Raw genomic sequence first — 13,871 nt, forward strand, 5'->3', positions numbered from 1 at the left:
GTGGCGCGCACGAATGGCGAGCCAAGTGAGCGACGAGGCACCAGGTGCCAGCGCCGCTCACCATCACGCCGCGTCAGCGCGTACTGCCATCGCTGACCAGGCGCTCTTCCCTGGAATGTGACGTCTTGTCGATGGAGGTCACCAGCAGCAGACCGATCGCCACGATGATGCCGCCACACAGCACGAAGACCATGCGTCCCCAGAAGGGATTGGGTACCAGGAACATCAGCATCACGCCCAGGCCGGCAACCAGGATCAGGTAGCCGAGAATGTTGCGCTGGCGGTTGTCGACGCTGCGATGTTCCTCGTCATCGCTGATGACGGGCGTGTCACGATTGGTGAAGAAGGTCGCGACTTCCGCTTCGCGCTCGGCGGAAAGGCCGCGATAGAACAGCGTGGTCAGCACGAAGAAGCCTGCCGTGATCACGGTGTGCGCCATGATGCCGACCGCCACCTTCATGTCGCTCCATTCACGCGAGGTCAGGTCCGCGTCGAGACCGAAGGTGTTGACGATGAAGTCCGGCGTCATCAAGAAGCCGACCACATAGGACACCAGGCCACCGACCACCAGCGTCGCCCAGGCCGCCCAGTCAGGCGTCTTGCGGATGAAGAAGCCGAGCAGGCCGGGAATGGTCATCGGCAGACCGATCAGAGCGCCGACATACATCATGGCGTCGAACAGGCTCAGTCCCTTCAGGGAGTTGATGAACAGAGCAAACCCGATGATCGCCAGGCCGAAGACGGTGGAGGACAGGCGCGACATCAGCAGCAGTTCACCTTCAGACGCCTTGGGACGCAGCACGACCTCATAGAAGTTCTTCACGAAGATCCCGGAATTGCGATTCAGGCCGGAGTCCATCGAGGACATGGTCGCGGCGAACATCGCCGCCACCAGCAGCCCCAGCATCCCGGCAGGCATGTAGAGGCTGACGAAGCTCATGTAGGCAAAGTCAGCCGCCTTGGCACCTGCCTCGGGATACATCGCGAACAGATCCACCCCTTCACTGGCCATGAACCAGCTGGGCATGAACCAGATGAACGGCCCCATGGTCATCAGGACACAGGCCAGCAGACCCGCCTTGCGCGCATTCTTCGAATCCTTGGCCGCCAGGTAGCGATAGGAGTTGAGCAGGTTGTTGGTGATGCTGAACTGCTTGATGAAGATGAAGAACCCCCATAGCGCGAACAGCGACAGGTAGTTCATGTCACCCCCGATCAGGAAGTTCACCGGGAAGTCTTCCACGACATGGCTCGGGCCGCCGGCGTGGATCACGGCCACGATGGCACAGGTGATGGTGACGGCCATGATGATGACCATCTGCATGTAATCGGACGCGATGACCGCCCAGGAACCGCCGGTCACCGACATCACCAGCACGACCAGACCGGTCACGATGATGGTGGTTTCCATGTCATAGCCGAACAGCCCGGAGGTCACGATGGCCAGACCATTGAGCCAGATGCCCGCATTGATGATGCTGGTGGGCATGGAGGACCAGGTGAAGACCTGCTCGTTGACGGCCCCGAAGCGCTGTCGGATCGCCTGGATCACGGTGATGACCCGCAGCTGCCGGAAGCGTGGTGCGAAATACAGATAGTTCATCAGATAGCCGAAGGCATTGGCCATGAAGATGATCGCCACGGCAAAGCCATCGTTGTAGGCCTTGCCTGCCGCACCGGTGAAGGTCCAGGCACTGAACTGGGTCATGAAGGAGGTCGCACCGACCATCCACCACAGCATCTTGCCGCCACCGCGGAAGTAATCACTGGTGCTTGAGGTAAAGGTTCTGAACAGCCAGCCTATGGCGATCAGAAAGAGGAAATAGATGCCGATGACGGCAGTATCCAGATCTAGGTTCATGGCAATGCACTCTTGTCTTTATCTGTCTTGTCATTGTTGTTGCGCACCCGGCAGTGCACGTTTCCCCGCCGCCTTTCCCTGACCACGGGGGCCGCTGTCTCATCTGTCGCTGGCAGCGTCTTCCATGTCCGGGAGAGATCCCGGCCGTTGTTTGGATCGGTCCAATCCACATCCTGACTCGACTCCCGGTTGACGCCATCCAGACCTCGGACGCCGACGGCGGGTCAGGCGTTCTGTGACACCCGCGCCTTGTCTGGAAGATCAATGAGCGTGACATCCTGCTCGATTCGCAGGGGGCGCTCCCCGGCCTCGAGCGTCAGGCTTTCCCCTTGTCGGGCTGGCTCGGCCAGCACCACCAGCAGTCGACCGGTGGCGAAGGTCAACTCGAGAATCGTCAGGCCATCCGCACTCGGCAGCACCCGGAAATGGATCACCTGCGGACGCGCCCCACCACACTGCTCCAGAGCTTCATCGAAATGCCCGTGACTCTCGAACAGGGAATAGAAGGTCTGCGAGGTGGCGGTCAGGCGCGTCATCACCTTGGCGTCAGGCCGCAGGTTGTGATCAGGGTCATTGGCACCGACACGCAGCTGGAAGGCTTCAGCAGGCGCCTGGGTGATCTGATGCCAGCTATGGAAACTGTCACCCTCAAGCCAGGTCATGCTGTGTCCGGTGGCGGGTCGGCACTGCCCCTGCTTCCAGAGGTGCTGATAGCCGTGGCGATCCCCCATCACTTCCAGGGCATCCAGCGCGGTGAATTCACTTCCCCACCAGCGCACGACATGGCCACCATGATGGAAGGTGTAGTCATAGACGTGCGGCTGCTCCGAGGTCAGCGTGAAGACATCCAGCAGAATCGGTGTCTCGGTATGACGGCTTTCCACCAGCAGCACCTCACGCTGCATGGCCACGCCGTCATGCGCGTTGTCACATCGGGCACGCGCACCCGCCGCGCAACCAGTCAGCAGTGAGATCTCGCCATGTCGCTCGTCCGCCAGCGCGTGGTTCGCCGCGTGCTGCGACTGCATGTCCACCACGACCAGGTTGTGGGCGACACTCTGCTTGGCATAGCCCTCGTTTTCCTTGAGGTAGCGTCCACCGAACTTGGTCTCCACATTGACCCAGCGTGCGAAGCCATATTCCTTGAGCACTTCCTTGCCGCGCGAGAAGAAGCTCAGCCCCAGCTCATCGAAGTGGCCATGCCCCATGCCGTGCTGACCGGCCGTCAGCACGACATGCTGTGCCGCAAGCCCCTGCCCACGCTTGAGGTGCGCATGCCCGCCAGACTGGCCATCCGGGCCATCGCGGAAGAGCTGGCTGGTCGCTTCCACCTGCGTGTCGACACCCTGCACCGCGTTCAGCAGCGCCAGCCCATTGGCATGGATCCAGCAGCCCTGCTGCTGACGCGCCAGGGCCAGCAGCTCCCGGGGTGCCTTATAGCGTGCCGCCAGCAGCGACATGGCGCAGCGCGCGCCCTCATCATCGAGATCCATGCTGCGCGAGGCGTCATTGAGCGCCGGAAAGCGTCCGTCCGGATAGGCCGTGGACAGCAGCACGTGCAGCGATTTCTCGATGCGTCCGTCGGCATGTGTCAGCACCCTGCGTTCAGGGTGGTGACGCTCGATCGCCTCCGCGAACAGACACAGCGGATGGATGGCGAAGCGGTGGTAATAGGGGCCCTCGACGTAATAGCCCTGCGGGGAGAACAGCAGCGCGATCTGGGCGAGAAAGCCACCGGTCTCGCCGCTGCCATCCAGGCCATCGATGGAGATCGCCAGATGCTCAGGACTCTCGATCACCATCGCGCAGATCCCGACCGCCGCCACGGCCCACAGGCCGTGATTGTGAATGCGGTCGAAATCGTGGCGGTAGGTCTCGGTGAACATCTCGAGCATCGGCTGGAAAAGCCCATCCAGCAGCGACTGATACCGCGCATCGCTCAGGGACGGCTTGAGCAACGCCAGCCCCAGCGAGGCATGCAGCAGCCAGATATGCTCGTTGAGAATCTGATGGAACAGCCTGCCGGGCGGATTGGTGTTGCGCGCGACCTGATACGGCATGTCGCGGTAGCAGGCCGCGTAGCCCGCCAGCAGCTCCTCGGCGTGCGCCAGGGCCTGCGCGTTGTCACTGAGCCGTCCCCACAGAGCCGCCCCCTCGATCACGCGGGCATTCTCCTTGTGGGTATTGTGCTCGAAGCTACCCGCCTCGCCCTGCCCCGGAATCACGATACCGCGCGCCATGCTGGCCGCCACTCTGGCCTCCAGCGCGGCGAGGCTGCGCCCCATCGCATTGTCCTGCCCCTGCTGCCTGCGAAGCTCGTCAAGCTCCTCACGGGTCCAGAGCAGGTAATCACCTTGTGCCGACATAGATAGAATTCTCACTGAATGAAGCGTTCACTGATCCTGCCTGTTACCCGGGTCCTGCCTCGCAGCGACCGACACTGATGGCCTCACGAGGCAGGTGGCGGTGCATCACAGCAAGGCGCACCCGCCTTGCCATTCGAGACGCTCGCCTGCCACGCTCACCGCATGCTGCTCGCCGGGCGTCAGCGCGACGGCGAGACGGTGTCGAGTGCCATCGCGCAGCTCAAGCGCCAGCACACAGGCCTCGTCACTCTCCTGAAGCAGCTGAAGCTTGAGGACACGGGGACGCGCCTCACTGGCGATCTCGCGCGCTTCCTCAAAGACACCGTGTGTCTCGATGACACAGGCCACCGTCTGCGAAGAGGCCTGAGAGCGCAGCAACAGGTAGGGCTCATCGCGCAGATTGCGCTCGGGATCATTCGCCCCGATGACGCCCTGGACCAGCGTGGCAGGCGCGGTGCACACCATGCGCGCGGTGACGAAGTGGTTCTCCTGCAACCAGGTGACCGCCTGCGAGACGCCCGCCGCCTGCTCCGCGCCGGACGCCATCTTCCACAGATGCTGGTAACCATTGGCTGCACCCAATGCCGTGGGTGAGGCCTGCTGCTCGAGCGCCGGCTCTGCCATCATCAGTTGCCCCTGGTAATGCAAGGGGTAGTCATAGCGATGCGTGCCATCACTGCGTGCCTGCATCAGGTCCACGACCAGCGGCTCGGCCATCTCCGGCAGCGAGACCAGCAGCAGGCTGCGGGTGAGCACCACGCCCGGCACGTAATCCCGAAGCCGCGCCCGAACCATCTGCAGACGCGGATCAGTCGTGTCAAAGGCGTCGAGTTCCCCGTGATGTTCACAGGCGCGCGCGGTGTCCAGTCCATGGTGCGAGGTTTCATCCACGACCAGGGTGTTGTGCGCCACGCTCTGCTTCGCGTAGGAACGGTTCTCCGGGGTGTAGCGGCCACCGAATTTCGGTTCGATATTGACCCAGCGACTGAAGCCATAGTCGGTCAGGACTTCGTGCTGGCCGTTGTGATAACCGAAGTGCAGGCCATCGAAGTGACCATGATCGAGCGCCGAGTGCAGCGTGGGGTCACTGCCATGCTGGCCGAACGCCAGATACACCATGGTTTCCGCACCGCTCGCCGAAGGCGCACGCAGGATGGCCAGACCGCCCGCATTGCCCTCGCGTCCATCGGAAATGAATTGACTGGCGCGTGCGCCGGGGGCCCGTGACGCCGTCTCGGCGAATTCCGCCAGCGACTGACTGCCACCACACAGCGGCAGGCGTTCGACCTTGTCGCGCACCAGCCCGGCCACCGCCGGATTGAGCCGCGTATCCTGATAGCGCTTGAGCAGCGTGGCCGCGCCCAGCATCGCGCCCTCATCGATCAGTCCCATGGTTCTTGAGCTGTCATTGAGCGCCAGGAAACGGCCATCGGGGAACGCGACCTCCTGCAGACACAGAATCGCCTTGCGAATGATCTGATCGCGATGATCATGGATGTCCGGCCGCACGCCACTGTTCACCAATGCCTCGGCGAAGAGCACCATCGGTCTGAGGGCGAAGCGATGGTAATAGGGGCCTTCCAGGTAATAGCCATCCGGCGAGAACAGCTGGTCCAGCTGGGCGAGAAAGCCACCGCTGACGCCATCACGGGCATTGCCGAGCAATGACTGCTCCACCAGCGCCTCGTCTCCCAGTACCAGCCCGGCAATCCCCGCCGCCGCCACGGACCAGATGCCATGGTTGTGCACCACATCGAAGTCATGGGCGTTCTGCACCACCAGCAGGTCGATCATCGGACGCAACAGATGCGCTTCGATCTGCTCACGCTCCGCCTCAGGCAATTCCGAGCGGATATTGCCGTAGGCATCCGCGGCGTACAGCAGCCACATCCCCTCGTTCAGACACTGATGAAACAGCTTGCCCGGCGGATTGCTGTCCCTGGAGACATGGGCGGGCAGCGCTTCATAGATCTCGGCATATCCCAGCAACAGGCCACGCACGAATTCGAGATAGCGCTCATCATGTGTCACCAGCCACAGCTGAGAGGCCAGATTGACGTGCTGATAGTTGAGCTTGTGGCGTGCATGCTCTTCTCCGCCCGCCTCACCCTGCCCGGGAATGCACAGGGGTGCCGAGAGCACCGACGCCAGGCTCGTCTCGGCATGTGCCAGCCGGCGTGCCAGCAGTCCGCTCCTGTCCTGCGATTCATGGGCCTGGCGCAGCGCCGTCAGTGCTGCGCGATCCAATAGCAATGTCTGTTCCATGGCGTGGCCACTCGTGATGATGGTTGGCGTGTCGTCTTGATGCCCGACAGCTCGTCGGGCGTCCCGGGTTGGCTCAGTCTCGCCCGGTCCCGCGACGTCAGTGGGCGCAGGGGTTGCCTGAGCACGGATTGACGAACTCACGGACACATCTGCCCACCATTGACGTCGATCACCTGGCCGGTGACATAGCCACTGGCCGCATGCGAGGCGAGATAGAGGTAGGTCGGCGCCATTTCCTGGCACTCGCCGAAGCGCCCCATGGCGATGCTGCCGGCGATGGTCTGCTTGAGCGCATCGCTCTTGTCGGCATGGAAGGCCGTATCGATGGTGCCCGGCGCCACGGTATTGAAGCGGATGCTGTCCTTGGTGAATTCCTTGACCCAGTTGCGATGCAGGTTGTGCACCATCGCCTTGCTGCCACCGTAGAGGCACGCGCCCAGGCCACCGCCTTCACGCCCCGCGATCGACCCGGTCGTGATCACGCTGCTGCTCTGTCCGGACTGGCGGGCCGAAGCGCGCAGCGGCTCAATCGCGAAGCGCGTCACCATCACCACCGAACGAATGTTGAGGCCGATGACATTGTCGAAGAAGTCATCGTCAATGCCCTCGAGCCCCTGGCGCCCGCCAAGACCGCCAGCATTGTTGACCAGCACGTCCAGTCCGCCCATGGCCTCGACGGCCTGCTTCACCAGCGCCTCGCACTGAGCCGTCTCGCGCACGTCCGCCTGCAGATAGAACACACGTCCCGGCGCGGAAAGCTCGCTCAGCAGCGATTCGGCCTGAGACGGACTCCGGCTGCCGTGCAGCACGACCTTGGCACCTGCCGCCAGGAAGGCTCGCGCTACCTCAAGCCCGATGCCTGCAGTGGAACCGGTCACCAATACACGTCTGTCCTTGAGATCTTCAAACATCACGACACTCCTGAAATTGTGGAACGAAATTGGGGGAATGGTGGGCGTCAGTGGCCCCGGCACAACGGCCATCACCCATAAATCAATAAAGTCTTATTTAGATAAACCGCATCATTTGGTGCGCCAGCGTGCCGACCCGGGCCAGAGCCCGAGAGCGGCACAACGTCACGGTGTCAGCATGTCATCGCGGCGCGGCGAGAAGAGATCGATCACCACACTCTCAGACTCCAGCGCCACGGCGCCATGCAGGGTGTGATGCGGTGCGACGAAGGCATCGCCCGGCCCGAGCCGGCGCTTCTCGCCTTCAAGCTCGACCTCGAATGCGCCCTGCACGACGTAGCCGATCTGGTCATGAATCTCGTGCTGATGGGGCGTACCGACGGCACCGAGGTCGAACTTGACGCATACGGCCATCAGGTCCGGGGTGTGGGCGACGATCTTGCGCTGGATGCCCGGCTCGACATCCTGCCAATCCTGTTCGTCGTTGATGAAGAAACTGCCTGCGTTCATCGCTGTCGCTCCCTGCTGAGTACCGGGTACTGAATCCTGAGCACCATGTCCCATCCTTGAGACGCTCCCCCGCACTCGCAGCGCGAGCAGATTCGCGAGGGACACCGTCGATTGAGACATCAATCTGAAATGGCGTTTTGAAAACGTAGCAGGGGATTTTTATTTTTGAAACAGCATTTCATTCCATCTTAGACTTTTAGACCACTCCAATGCCTGGACGATGATCTGCCGCTCAGCGCATCCATCGATGCCACCACCGGCCGCAAGCGTTGTGGTAGCGCGGCTGAGGGTGTAAAAGCGAAGATGGGTGTTCTAAAATCAAGTTTCATTAATTTCAGAATAAGGGATCTCATGTCTTCAGAAACCAAGGCTGCCGAAGCCAAGGTCGACAACGTCACCGCGGTGATGAAGGTGATGGCAGTGCTGGAGGGGCTGGATATCGATCATGAGTCCAGCCTCGCCGAACTCTCGCAGCGTGCCATGATGTCGAAAAGCACTGCTTATCGGTTTCTTCAGACACTCAAGAACCTCGGATATGTCGCCCAGGACAGCGAAAGCGAGAAATACCGCCTGACCATGAAAGCCTTCGTGCTGGGCAGTTCAGCCTTGGGCAACATGGACCTGATCAAGATGGCGGACCCCGACATGGCCGCCCTGTCGCAATTGACCCGGGAAGCGGTTCACCTGGGCACTCTGGATGCCAGCACCGGGGAAATCGTCTATGTCCACAAGTACAACTCGCACTTCAACCTGTGCATGAATACCCGCATCGGTGACCGTTGCCCCGCGCACACCACTGCCATGGGCAAGGCGCTGATGTCACGCATGACCGAAGCCCAGCTTGAGCACCTGCTGACACTGCAACCACTGGAACCGCGTACCGAGCGCACGCTGACCTCGCGTCAGGCGCTGGATGAGCAGCTCGCACAGGCGCGTCAGTCGGGTCTGGCAGAAGATCTCGAGGAAATGGACGCCGGAGTGTGCTGTTTCGCGACACCGATTCTTGATCACACCGGCAAGGCCATTGCCGCCTTGAGCATGTCCATCCCCACCATTCGCTATCACCAGGACATCACCCTGGCCTACAAGGCCAACCTGTGCGAATCCGGGCGCAATATTTCCCGCCAACTTGGCTGGAAGGAAACGGATTGAGACACGCATCACCCCTGAACGACGTCAGGTAGCGCTTCGCTATCCGACACGCAGCGTGCAAGTCATTGCTCGCCAGTCGCCTGACATCCATGGATGGATGTCATAGCGTGAAAGAATCTCCGCTGTCACACCGTTGTCGGCATGCCAGCACTTCATGCCAGCAATTGTGTCGACACGCCGTGACACACCTTCTCCATTCTCTTCAGGCAACTGCTCACTCCCTTCTTGCGTGAAATGGCCAATCCTTGTCTGCATTCAGCGTCCACCATGGCGAAACCGCCATGCATGACCAATGGATGACATGGAAATTCAAGAAAACGCATTGATATGATTTTTTCCTTATCAATCATTGAGATGCCAACAGCGATACCTTTCCTCTCTCATGGCTGAAAGCACGATTCCACCTCTCAGATCACCACATAACCCTCTGTAAAATATTGGAAATCCAGTTTTCAAAACGCTATTTCATTTTCATCAACAATCATCTTGACAGTCATGATCAACTGGCTCTAGCCTTCGACTGCCATCTTGGCACTCACCCCATAAGCATAAAAAAGGCTTGAGACCATGCGTAATACTCGGGTACGCCACCCCTTGGTGACAGCATTTCTCCTCGCTGCCAGTGCAGGTATCATTTCATCGCCAAGTGCTGCCAATGACACTCCCCCCGGAGAGACATTCGATCTCGGCACCTGGAAGCTGACACTGCCGATGGACGCCGACGGCAATGGCAAGGTGGATGAAATCAAGGTGTCAGACCTTCAGAGCTATCGTCACTCTGACTATTTCTATCTCGACGATGATTCCCATATGGTCTTCGTGACGCCCAACAGTGCCTTCACGACGCCAAATTCAAGCAATGCCCGCACGGAACTGCGTCAGATGCTACGCGGTACCGACACCAGCATCGGCACCCATGACCCGAAGAACAACTTCGCACTCGCCTCGCATGGAAAGGCCGATGAATTCGCCCAGATAGGCGGCTATCTTGAGGCCACGTTGCGCGTGGACCATGTCGCGGAGCGTTCGAAGAAACCAGACAGGAAGTCAGCCTATTCGGTGGTCATCGGCCAGATACATGCTGGCAAGGACCAGGCATTGATGGAGGCGAATGAAGGCTTTGGGCATGGCAACGAGCCACTCAAGATCTTCTACAAGAAGCTGCCGGATCAGGACACTGGCTCGGTGTTCTGGAACTACGAGAAGAATCTCGCCAAGGAAGATCCCAAACGCACGGATGTCAGCTATGCGGTATGGGGCAACGACTGGAGCAGCAATGCTGATCCCGGCAAGGAAGGCATTTCGCTGGGCGAGACCTTCAGCTACAAGGTCGAGGTCAAGGGCGACATCATGCATTTGACCTTCAATTCGGACGGCCATCCGACACGCAATTTCGAGATCAACCTTGCCGACAATGTCGATGCCAACGGCAAGGTGGACGCAGATGACCTTCCGGCGGGCTACGCCGGTGACTGGATGTACTTCAAGGCGGGCTCCTACAACCAGTGCAATACCAAGGCCAGTTCCAATGCCTGTGAAGGCACGGGCGTATGGGAAACCGACAAGGCCAACGGCGACTACGCCAAGGTGGTCTTCTCTGAGCTGAAAAGTGGCAAGATTCAGTGATGAAAGATTGAACTGATCAGATGCTGAAGCGCTGAGACGCCCAAGGGATGAGACCCGCGTGAGATCACGAGTCTCGGGCAAGGGATTGCCACTCATACTCTTGAGCCAAGGCCATGTCTCTTCAGCCAGGGACATGTCTCTTCAGCCAGGGGCATGTCGTCCTCTTCCCCCTGGATTGTCAGAAGCCCTACCTCTGGCAATCCAGGGGGAGTTGCGTTGCCGATGACCAGGGCACTCGAGACTGTCCATTTCCTCCGAGCTTGTCTCTCCTTCCTGTCGCTCTCTTCTCACTCCACCTTTCTTCTATTCTCTCCTCTCGCTCCCTCTCGCTCCCTCTCGCTCCCTCTCGCTCCCTCTCTCATCTCTTCTCGCTCTCATCTCTCATCTCTTCTCGCTCTCATCTCTCTCCTCTCTCATCCCTACACTCTTCCTTCATCTCGACCCTCTCCTCCTCGACGCAATGAGCGTATCGCCACCCTTGCCCTGCCTGCCGGAGAAGACGTAGAGAAGCCTGCAAGGGAGGTCAGTGATCACCCTCAATCTGCTGCGAGCGGCAGGTTGACGTAAAACGCAAAGTATCCGGCGCGTTCTGATCATCTCGCTACCCCCAACTTCACGACACTGTGTTCAACAAAGGCGCAGAGGCGATGCGACCGGGACGTGCAGGTTGACGTCTGGTGACATGGCCGCTGCGACTTACCGCAGACAAGTGTCCTGACACGTGAGGCTCGACGATGAATCGCAAGACTATCCTGACATGCGCCATCACTGGCGCGGGTGATACCGCCAGCAAGAACCCGAATGTCCCGGTGACGCCGAAGCAGATCGCCGATGACTGCATCGCGGCGGCCAAGGCCGGCGCCAGCGTGGCCCACATTCACGTGCGTGATCCGGAGACCGGCGGCATCAGCCACTCCACCGAGCACTTCCGTGAAGTCATGGACCGTGTGCGTTCCGCCGACACCGACATCGTCATGAACATCACCGCAGGTGGTGGTGGCGACTGGATTCCGGACGTCAACGACCCGACTCGTGGTGGCCCGGGCACCGATATCCAGACCCCGGCCGAGCGTCACGCGCCGATCCAGGAACTGCTGCCGGAACTGTGCACCCTGGACTGCGGCAGCCTGAACTTCGGCGACATGGTCTACATCAACACCGCTGACTGGCTGCGTGAGCACGCTCGTCTGGTGCAGGCCGCTGGCGTCAAGCCGGAGCTCGAGTGCTTCGACCTGGGCCACGTCTGGTTCGCTCGCCAGCTGCAGCAGGAAGGCCTGCTCGACGACGATCTGCTGTTCCAGCTGTGCCTGGGCATTCCGTGGGGCGCCGAAGCCGACACCGAAACCATGCTGACCATGAAGAACAAGCTGCCGACCAACTCCAACTGGGCAGCCTTCGGTATCGGCCGCATGCAGATGCCGATGGTCGCACAGGCTGTGCTGCTGGGCGGTCACGCTCGCGTCGGTCTCGAAGACAACCTTTATCTTTCCAAGGGCGTGATGGCGACCAATGCACAGCTGGTCGAGAAGTCCTCTGGCATCATCGAGAACCTGGGCTCCAGCGTGATGACCCCGGCCGAGACGCGCGCCTTCCTCAAGCTGCGTGATCCGTCCACCGGCAAGACCGCCGGCGACGTGGCAGCCCTCGAAACCGCAGGAGGTGTCGCATGAGCCAGTTATCTGTCGTAGGAACCGGTGTCATCGGCAATGGCTGGATCTCCCGCGCCCTCGCCAATGGCTGGGATGTGGTCGCCTTTGATCCGGCCCCGGACGCCGAAGCCCGCACTCGCGCCTTCGTCGAGAATGCCTGGCATGCACTGGAAAAGGATGGCCTGGCGGAAGGCGCTTCCGTCGATCGTCTGCGCTTCGCCGCGACCCTCGAGGAAGCTGTCGTCGGTGCTGACCTGATCCAGGAAAACGTGCCGGAGCGTCTGCCGCTCAAGCAGGAAATCCTCAGCGCCATCGATGCCGCGGCTGAAGAGCACGTGGTGATCGGCTCTTCCACCTCCGGCTTCAAGCCGACCGATCTGCAACAGGACTGCAAGAAAGCACCGGGCCGCGTCATCGTCGCCCACCCCTTCAACCCGGTCTATCTGCTGCCGCTGGTCGAGCTGGTGGGTGGCGAGCACACCTCTCCGGCGCTGCTGGAAGGCGCACGCGAAGACTATCAAGCACTGGCCATGCGTCCGCTGATCGTGCGTCGCGAGATCGAAGGTCACATCGCGGATCGTCTGATGGAAGCGCTGTGGCGTGAAGCCCTGCACCTGGTCAACGATGGCGTCGCCACCACCGAAGAGATCGACGCGGCCGTCGTCTATGGCTGTGGTCTGCGCTGGTCGCTGATGGGCACCTTCCTGACCTTCCACCTCGCCGGCGGCGAGCCGGGCATGCGTCACATGCTCGAGCAGTTCGGCCCGGCCCTGAAACTGCCGTGGACCAAACTCGAAGCGCCGGAGCTGACCGACGAGCTGATCGACAAGGTCGTAGAAGGCTGCGAATACCAGGCAGCGGGTCGCCCGGTTGCCGAGCTGGATCGTCGTCGCGATGACTTCCTGGTCGAGCTGCTGACGCTGACGCGCAAGTACTGGCCGGAAGCCGAAGGTCTCGAGGGGCGTATCTGATGGACCTGCTCGAGATCACGGTGCCGCATGAATGGGTCGACTACAACGGCCACATGAATGATGCCGAATACGCGCGTGCCTTCTCGATGGCAGTCGAGGCACTGATGGAGCACGTGGGCCTGGATGCCGAGGGTCGTCGCGAACACGACCTGACCATCTACACCCTGGAGACGCACCTGTGCTACCTGGCGGAGGCGCACGAAGGCCAGACACTCAAGGTCAAGGTCCTGCTGCTGGATCACGACCCCAAGCGTCAGCACGTGCTGTTCACCCTGACCGATGCCGACGGCGGCGAGATTGCCACCAGCGAGCAGATGTTGATGGCGATGAGCATCAGTGGCGGTCGTCCGACCCCCTGCCCGGAAGCGGTGGCGGAGCGCATCGCCGCCCTGCCCCAGCCGGCAGGCGACGATGACTGGCCCAAGGCGGCCGGCCGGCGTATCGGTATCCGTCGCAAGACGGCCTGATACGCGCACCGGCAGCGTCAAGAGGTAGACCGTCCTTTCGAAGGATGGACCGACACCCCGTCAGTTTCTGGCGGGGTGTTATCGTATGCATGA

At 60.9% G+C, this 13,871-nt stretch carries 10 protein-coding genes; 5 read left to right on the forward strand and 5 right to left on the reverse strand.

The genetic code is table 11. The features are described 5' to 3' along the window. Nucleotides 1-73: 73 nt before the first annotated feature. The 5 genes from HXS65_RS13405 to HXS65_RS13425 all read right to left on the reverse strand — a co-directional run bounded on the left by HXS65_RS13405 (nucleotide 74) and on the right by HXS65_RS13425 (nucleotide 7,913). Entirely contained in the window at nucleotides 74-1,861 is a 1,788-nt protein-coding gene (locus HXS65_RS13405; protein ID WP_077371173.1) for a transporter, read from the reverse strand. A 224-nt stretch (nucleotides 1,862-2,085) separates the two neighbouring features. Beyond that, nucleotides 2,086-4,227 carry a heparinase II/III family protein gene (locus HXS65_RS13410; protein ID WP_176494128.1) on the reverse strand — a complete coding sequence of 714 codons (2,142 nt, stop codon included), beginning with the start codon at nucleotides 4,225-4,227 and terminating at the stop codon, nucleotides 2,086-2,088. Nucleotides 4,228-4,332: 105 nt separating this feature from the next. Next, the gene (locus HXS65_RS13415; RefSeq protein WP_176494129.1) at nucleotides 4,333-6,492 is read right to left on the reverse strand and encodes a heparinase II/III family protein; all 2,160 of its coding nucleotides are present in this window, start codon (nucleotides 6,490-6,492) and stop codon (nucleotides 4,333-4,335) included. Between the two features lie 137 nt (nucleotides 6,493-6,629). Then, complete coding sequence (locus HXS65_RS13420) at nucleotides 6,630-7,403, reverse strand: SDR family NAD(P)-dependent oxidoreductase (protein ID WP_176494130.1); 774 nt, start codon at nucleotides 7,401-7,403, stop codon at nucleotides 6,630-6,632. A gap of 165 nt (nucleotides 7,404-7,568) precedes the next feature. Next, the gene (locus tag HXS65_RS13425) at nucleotides 7,569-7,913 is read right to left on the reverse strand and encodes a cupin domain-containing protein (RefSeq protein WP_176494131.1); all 345 of its coding nucleotides are present in this window, start codon (nucleotides 7,911-7,913) and stop codon (nucleotides 7,569-7,571) included. A gap of 351 nt (nucleotides 7,914-8,264) precedes the next feature. On the opposite strand from HXS65_RS13425, the gene kdgR reads away from it, so the two are divergent. From kdgR to HXS65_RS13450, 5 genes are all read left to right on the forward strand, one after another. Beyond that, on the forward strand, nucleotides 8,265-9,065 hold the full coding sequence (gene kdgR, locus HXS65_RS13430; RefSeq protein ID WP_077371163.1) for a DNA-binding transcriptional regulator KdgR: 801 nt from the start codon (nucleotides 8,265-8,267) through the stop codon (nucleotides 9,063-9,065). Between the two features lie 597 nt (nucleotides 9,066-9,662). After that, the gene (locus HXS65_RS13435; RefSeq protein WP_218015089.1) at nucleotides 9,663-10,691 is read left to right on the forward strand and encodes a polysaccharide lyase family 7 protein; all 1,029 of its coding nucleotides are present in this window, start codon (nucleotides 9,663-9,665) and stop codon (nucleotides 10,689-10,691) included. 734 nt (nucleotides 10,692-11,425) lie between these two features. Continuing rightward, on the forward strand, nucleotides 11,426-12,361 hold the full coding sequence (locus HXS65_RS13440; RefSeq protein WP_024952191.1) for a 3-keto-5-aminohexanoate cleavage protein: 936 nt from the start codon (nucleotides 11,426-11,428) through the stop codon (nucleotides 12,359-12,361). Then, on the forward strand, nucleotides 12,358-13,311 hold the full coding sequence (locus tag HXS65_RS13445) for an L-carnitine dehydrogenase (protein WP_176494133.1): 954 nt from the start codon (nucleotides 12,358-12,360) through the stop codon (nucleotides 13,309-13,311). The genes HXS65_RS13440 and HXS65_RS13445 overlap by 4 nt, the downstream gene beginning before the upstream one ends. Then, nucleotides 13,311-13,778, forward strand: coding sequence for a thioesterase family protein (locus HXS65_RS13450; RefSeq protein ID WP_024952193.1), 468 nt, complete (start codon nucleotides 13,311-13,313; stop codon nucleotides 13,776-13,778). The genes HXS65_RS13445 and HXS65_RS13450 overlap by 1 nt, the downstream gene beginning before the upstream one ends. Nucleotides 13,779-13,871: the final 93 nt, after the last annotated feature.

It is taken from the genome of Cobetia sp. 5-25-4-2 (assembly GCF_013374075.1).
Taxonomy (GTDB): Bacteria; Pseudomonadota; Gammaproteobacteria; order Pseudomonadales; family Halomonadaceae; genus Cobetia; species Cobetia marina.

What these genes read in the sequence shown, in the direction of transcription:
- HXS65_RS13405 (WP_077371173.1), bottom strand. Translation starts at nt 1,861, where the DNA reads ATGAACCTAGATCTGGATACTGCCGTCATCGGCATCTATTTCCTCTTT.
- HXS65_RS13410 (WP_176494128.1), bottom strand. Translation starts at nt 4,227, where the DNA reads ATGTCGGCACAAGGTGATTACCTGCTCTGGACCCGTGAGGAGCTTGAC.
- HXS65_RS13415 (WP_176494129.1), bottom strand. Translation starts at nt 6,492, where the DNA reads ATGGAACAGACATTGCTATTGGATCGCGCAGCACTGACGGCGCTGCGC.
- HXS65_RS13420 (WP_176494130.1), bottom strand. Translation starts at nt 7,403, where the DNA reads ATGTTTGAAGATCTCAAGGACAGACGTGTATTGGTGACCGGTTCCACT.
- HXS65_RS13425 (WP_176494131.1), bottom strand. Translation starts at nt 7,913, where the DNA reads ATGAACGCAGGCAGTTTCTTCATCAACGACGAACAGGATTGGCAGGAT.
- kdgR (WP_077371163.1), top strand. Translation starts at nt 8,265, where the DNA reads ATGTCTTCAGAAACCAAGGCTGCCGAAGCCAAGGTCGACAACGTCACC.
- HXS65_RS13440 (WP_024952191.1), top strand. Translation starts at nt 11,426, where the DNA reads ATGAATCGCAAGACTATCCTGACATGCGCCATCACTGGCGCGGGTGAT.
- HXS65_RS13445 (WP_176494133.1), top strand. Translation starts at nt 12,358, where the DNA reads ATGAGCCAGTTATCTGTCGTAGGAACCGGTGTCATCGGCAATGGCTGG.
- HXS65_RS13450 (WP_024952193.1), top strand. Translation starts at nt 13,311, where the DNA reads ATGGACCTGCTCGAGATCACGGTGCCGCATGAATGGGTCGACTACAAC.